The following is a 5,876-nucleotide window of genomic DNA, read 5'->3' on the forward strand; positions in this document are numbered from 1 at the left end:
GCCGTCGCGCGCCCGCTCGCGGGCGGCGCCAACTACGCGGCGGTCAAGGCGGCGAGCGAGGCCTGGATTCGCGCCGTCGCCCAGGGCTACGCCAAGGCGGCCCGAGACGCCGGTCGAGAGGCGACGGCGGCGGCCACGATCTTCCGCGCCCGCAGTCTGGAGGGGCTCGAGAATGCACTCGCCTCAGCGTTCGTCGGATTGTGGGACGACACCGCCGCGGCTGTCAACGACGTCGTCATCGAGCTTGCCGCCGGGTCCTGAGGCCGACGCGGGCGTCGGGGGCTCGGCCGATCGGTACTGCGTCGACAGGACGCGGTAGGACCGCGTCGCGAAGGCCAGCGCGGCGACCACGACCATCACGATCCCCGCCCCCAGGAACACGAGCGCGATACCGCGGGACTGCCCCTCACCGAGCAGCCAGCCCCATCCCGCACGGCCGGCGTCGTCGTTCATGTACGGGATGATCAGGAACTGCGCGATCGGCGCGATCAGGAACGACGTCACGGGGGCGGCCGCGGACTCGAAGGCTGCGGCGAAACCGAAGACCCGTCCCTGGGTCTCGAAAGGGACCACCTTCTGGATGACCGTCTGCTCGGCCGCTTCGACGGGCGGGATGAGCGCCATGTACACCCAGATGCCCAGGCCGTAGAGCCACCACCACTCGCGCAGCGTGAAAACCGCCCCGAGAACGCCCATCGCCATGACGATCCAGAGCATCGTGCGGATGGGGTTGCGCCCGAGCCCGAAGCGGGCGACGAGACCACCGCCGATGATGAAACCGGTGGCGCTGATCGCCAGCACGATCCCCCAGACCTCGGCGTCGTAGACCCGTCCGTCGATCTCGATGCGGAAGAGCTCGAGGCCGTAGGGGTCCATCAGCGCCATGTACACGCCACCGATGAGGTTGTTGAACGTCGAGAACACGACGAGGGCGAACAGGCCGGGGGCCGCGCGCACGGCGCGCATCGCGCCGCGGAGGTCGACCAGCGGCGTGCCGTCGGCTGCGGCCGCGGGCCGCGCCTCGGGGAGGCGGACGGTCAGCAGGTGCGCGAGGGCGACGAGGGTCAGGGCGATCGCGATCGCCAACGTCCACCCCATGCCGAGGAAGCCCACGGACAACCCGCTGAAGACGCTCGTGACGACGAAGGCGAGCCCCTGCACGGTGCCGACGAGTCCGTTGGCGTTGGCGTGCCGCTCGACGGGCACGAGCAGGGTGACGGTGGTCGAGAGGGCGATGTTGCGCAGGTTCTCGATCACGGCGCCCCCGAGGATGATGCCCGAGAACGCCCAGAACCACGGGGCGCCCAGGTCGAGCAGCGCACTCTCGGGCAGCGCGAGCCACAGGGCGCCCGCCAGCAGGAAGGCGACAAGGGTGATGACGCCCGAGACGACCATGACGCGGTGCTTGCGATGGCGATCGACGAGCGACCCGAAGACCATCGCGAAGACCGCGAGCAGGAGCATGTAGGCCCCGCCGACGATGCCGGTCGCGAGGACGGACCGCGTCTCGAGGTACACCCAGAAGGTGAGGGCGAACCACAGGAAGCTCGTGGTCACGTTGGCGGCGGCCGTGTTGACCAGGACCGCCAGGAAGGTGCGGCGACCGTTCGCCGGCGGCGCCACGGCCACGCCGGACGCAGCGTCAGCGGAGTGCTCTTCCGTCATGGGGGTCACGCTAGACCGCCCGTCCGACATCGGCCAGACCCCCGACGCGGCCGGCCGTTCAGTCGATGAGGCCGCGGATGTCCGCCGCCGTGAGACGGGGACCCCCGGTGAAGTCCCCCGCCTCGCCGCCGTCGAGTACCCGCGAGAACAGCTCCGCCTTCGACTCGCGCAGCGCGATGACTTTCTGCTCCACGGTGTCGGCGGCCACGAGTCGGTAGACGATGACGGGCCGGGTCTGCCCGATGCGGTGGGCGCGGTCGATGGCCTGGGCTTCGACCGCGGGGTTCCACCACGGGTCGAGCAGCACGACGTAGTCGGCCTCGACGAGGTTGAGACCGACCCCGCCGGCTTTGAGGGAGACGAAGAACGCGGGATCGTCGCCGTCGCGGAAACGGTCGATCTCGTCCTGCCGGTGCGTGGTGGTGCCGTCCAGGTAGCCGGAGCGGATGCCCTCTTCGGCGCAGCGGTCCCTGGCGGCGCGCAGGAAGCGGGTGAACTGACTCAGGACGAGGACGCGGTGCCCCTCGGCCGCCGCCTCGACGAGCAGTTCGGCGAGCGCGTCCAACTTGGCCGACGGCGCCTCGCCCTCGTCGACGAGGGCGGGGTCCAGGGCGAGCTGACGCAGCATCGTCAGCGAGCGGAAGATCGCGAACCGGTTGGCGTCGGCATCGTCCAGCAGGCCCAGCAGTCGCTGCCGCTCGCGGTGGAACCGCCGGTCGTAGAGCCTGCGGTGCGTCGGGTGCAGGGTCACCTCGAGGACCTTCTCTTGCTTGGGGGGCAGCTCGGAGGCGACGAGCTCCTTGGTCCGCCGCAGGAGGAAGGGCCGGATGCGTCGCCGCAGCAGGTCGAGGCGCGCGGTGTCGCCGTTCTTCTCGATCGGGGTGCGGTACAGCGCGGTGAACGCCTCGCGGGTGCCGAGCAGACCGGGAGCGACGAGGGAGACCAGGGACCACAGCTCGAGCAGGTTGTTCTCCATCGGCGTGCCGGTGATGACCAGGCGGAAGGGCGCGGGAAGCGACCGCGCCGCCCGATACCCGCGCGAGGACGGGTTCTTGATCTGCTGCGCCTCGTCGAGGACGAGGCCCGACCACTCGACCTCGGCGTACTGCTCCTGCTCGAGGCGCAGGAGCGCGTAGCTGGTCACGACGACGTGCGCGCCCGCGACCGCCTCGGCGATCGTCGTGCCTCGCCGGGTGCGGGTGGCGGTCACCGTCGCCACCCGCAGGTCGGGGGCGAACTGCGCGCACTCGCGCGCCCAGTTGCCCACCACGCTCGTCGGGGCGACGATGAGGAACGGCGCCGCGTCGGCGTCGGACTCGACGGCCGCCTGCATCATCGCGATGGTCTGCACCGTCTTTCCGAGCCCCATGTCGTCGGCGAGGATGCCGCCGAGCCCGTGGACGCGCAGGAAGTGCAGCCAGTCCAGACCGACGCGCTGGTAGTCGCGCAGGGTCGCGCGCAAGCCCGACGGAGGCGGGACCGGGACGATGGCCGCGTCATCGGTCAGTCCGCGCACGCGCAGCCACCACTCGGCCTCGTTCGCAGCGAGGAGCCCCATCTCGGTGAGTTCGTCCCAGAGGCCCACGTTGTACCGGTTGATCCGCAGGGCGGACTCGAGGCGATCGACGAGGGCGCGCGCCTCATCGATGACGAGCCGGAGCCGGTCGAATTCGGGGGTGTTCAGGCGCACGTACGAGCCGTTGCCGAGGAAGAGCACGCGATCACCGGCCGCGAGAGCCGTGTAGAGGGTGGCGGCGTCGACCTCGACCTCGCCCACCGTCACCCTGGCGTGCAGGTCGAACCAATCGCTGCCGTCATCGTCCCCGGTGCGGAGCTGGACGCTCGGGGCGTCGACCACCGCGTGGAAGGCACTGTCGTCGCCGGTCGTGAGGACGACGACGTGGTCGATCGCCCCCAGCGCCGGAACGCCCTCGGCCAAGAGGATCGCCGCCTCGGCGGGGGCGAGTCGTCGGGCCGGCGTCGATCCCGACGCGTACGGCTGCGGCACGTCGATCCCCAGCGACTGCGCCACGGTCGCGACCGCGGCGAGCACGCCCGCCTCGTGGGCCGCGTCCCGCCGGCCCCTCGTGGTCGAGCGATCCCACCGCACCGAGATCGTGGTGGTGTCCGCCGCGTGGTCGACCGCGATCTCGAGGACCGGCGCGGGCACGGGCGGCAGGTCGACCGTGCCCCGCGGCGACACGACCGGGGCGTCGAGTTGGAGCCGCGGGAGGTACTCCTTCACGAACGTCTCGCTCCCCCCGTCGTCGATCGTGAGGGCCGCGGAACGCGCGAGCAGACCGCGGACGGGGCCGGTCACGGCCTCGGCGAGGCGCACGAGGGTGATGCGCTCGTCGTCTCCGTCGCGGTCGGCGACGTAGGCCACGGCCACGGCGGGGTCGCCCACCACCCACGCGGGTGAGGCGACGAGCTCGTCGTCGAGGCCGGTGGCGATCCCGCGCACCTGCAGGGAGGACCCCCGTCGATCGACCGCGACGGCCGCGGTGGCCGCCTCGGCGGGGATGCGGACGGGGTGGTGGGCGCCGGACCCCGACACGATCGGCACCCCCGCGGCCGCCACCGTCTCGAGCTGCAGCCAGAGCGCGTGCGGGGGGACGGCGGCGAGCGGCATCCATTCGTCCGAGAGGAAGGCGCCGTTGCCGGAGCGGCCGATGCGCCCCAGGCTGTCGAGCGCCGCGCGGGCGCGCGGCTCGGCGGGCAGCGCCGCCAGCTGGGACCACCCGGCGCGACCCTTGATCCAGGTGCCGCGCGAGCCGCGCATACCCGGGCGGGCCGTGAGGGTGAGGGCGGTGCTGCGGCCGTGCCCCCCGCCTCGGCGCACGGACAGGAAGAGACAGAGATCGACCGGCGGCTCGTCGACGACCGGCGCGGACTGCGCCCACAGATCGTCGAGCGACCGCTGCCACTCGGGCTTGGGCGGGCGGCCCGCCGAGATCATGCGGTCGAACAGCACGATGGCCGCCGCGCACGAGTGCTCGCACTCGGGCCCGCGGCCGCACGAGCACCACCCCGACAATCGGGAGAGGTCGTCGCGGACGCGCAGTTCGAGGTGCTCGTAGCCCGCGGCGCCGAACGACTGCGCCGAGACCACCAGGACGCCCTCGAACGCCTTGACCTCGCCCACCTCGACCGAGCCGTACACCAGCAGCCGATCGGCGCGCGCCATGGCTCCCGCCGAGAAGATCTCGTCGGCGATGCTGATCGCTTCGGGGTCGAGGTGCATCCCCTCATTCTCGCCGTGCCCACCGACACCCGGCGGCGCGACGGCCTCCCCCGGGGAGACGGACCGAGGACGGGCGGGTGGGGAGGAGACGTGTCCCCACCGGTCGTTACGCTGGACGGGTGACATCCCTCCATGACGCGTCGGTGCGCGGTTTCGCCTCCGACAACTACTCCGGCATCCACCCCGACGTCCTCGCCGCGATCGCCGCCGCCAACGAAGGCCACCAGGTCGCGTACGGCGAAGACGTCTACACCGCCCGCCTGCAGGAGCTCTTCGTCTCGCTGCTCGGCGAGGGCGTCGAGGCCTATCCGGTCTTCAACGGCACCGGGGCGAACGTCGTCGGGCTGCAGTCGATGCTCCCACGGTGGGGCGCCGTGATCTCGGCATCCACCGCTCACATCAACGTCGACGAGGGCGGAGCACCCGAGCGCGTCGGCGGCATCAAGCTGCTCACCGTGCCCACCGACGACGGCAAGCTGACCCCCGAGCTGGTGGACCGCGAGGCGTGGGGCTGGGGCGACGAGCACCGCGCGCAGCCGCTGGTGGTGTCGATCACCCAGTCCACCGAGCTCGGCACCCTCTACACCGTCGACGAGATCCGCGAGCTCGCCGCCCACGCCCACGGCCACGGCATGCGCCTGCACATGGACGGAGCCCGCATCTCGAACGCCGCCGCCGCCCTCGACGTGCCGCTGCGGGCGTTCACGCGCGACGCCGGCGTCGACGTGCTCAGCTTCGGCGGCACCAAGAACGGCGCCATGATCGGCGAGGCGATCGTCGTGCTCGATCCCGAGGCCTCGACCGGACTGACGTACCTGCGCAAGCTCGACATGCAGCTGTCGAGCAAGATGCGCTTCGTCTCGGCGCAGCTGGTCGCCCTGCTCGAGAACGACCTGTGGCTGAAGAACGCCCGCCACTCCAACGCCATGGCGCAGCGCCTGCGCGCGGGGGTCGAGGCGGGATTGGC

3 protein-coding genes and 1 pseudogene are annotated in these 5,876 nt (G+C 71.9%); 2 read left to right on the forward strand and 2 right to left on the reverse strand.

All coding sequences use genetic code 11. From position 1 onward, the window contains the following. Positions 1 to 261: pseudogene (locus DBR36_RS13235) on the forward strand (alcohol dehydrogenase); the annotation flags it as partial. On the opposite strand, the gene DBR36_RS13240 reads toward DBR36_RS13235, so the two are convergent. Then, positions 184 to 1,665, reverse strand: coding sequence for an MFS transporter (locus tag DBR36_RS13240; RefSeq protein ID WP_108320118.1), 1,482 nt, complete (start codon positions 1,663 to 1,665; stop codon positions 184 to 186). The pseudogene DBR36_RS13235 and the gene DBR36_RS13240 overlap by 78 nt on opposite strands. Before the next feature lie 58 nt (positions 1,666 to 1,723). Next, entirely contained in the window at positions 1,724 to 4,909 is a 3,186-nt protein-coding gene (locus tag DBR36_RS13245; protein ID WP_219927656.1) for a DEAD/DEAH box helicase, read from the reverse strand. A gap of 119 nt (positions 4,910 to 5,028) precedes the next feature. Here DBR36_RS13245 and DBR36_RS13250 point away from each other — a divergent pair. Further along, the coding region (locus tag DBR36_RS13250; RefSeq protein ID WP_258222843.1) for a low specificity L-threonine aldolase at positions 5,029 to 5,876 on the forward strand (848 nt) is incomplete at its 3' end.

Source organism: Microbacterium sp. HMWF026, from assembly GCF_003061325.1.
In the GTDB taxonomy this organism is placed as follows: domain Bacteria; phylum Actinomycetota; class Actinomycetes; order Actinomycetales; family Microbacteriaceae; genus Microbacterium; species Microbacterium testaceum_E.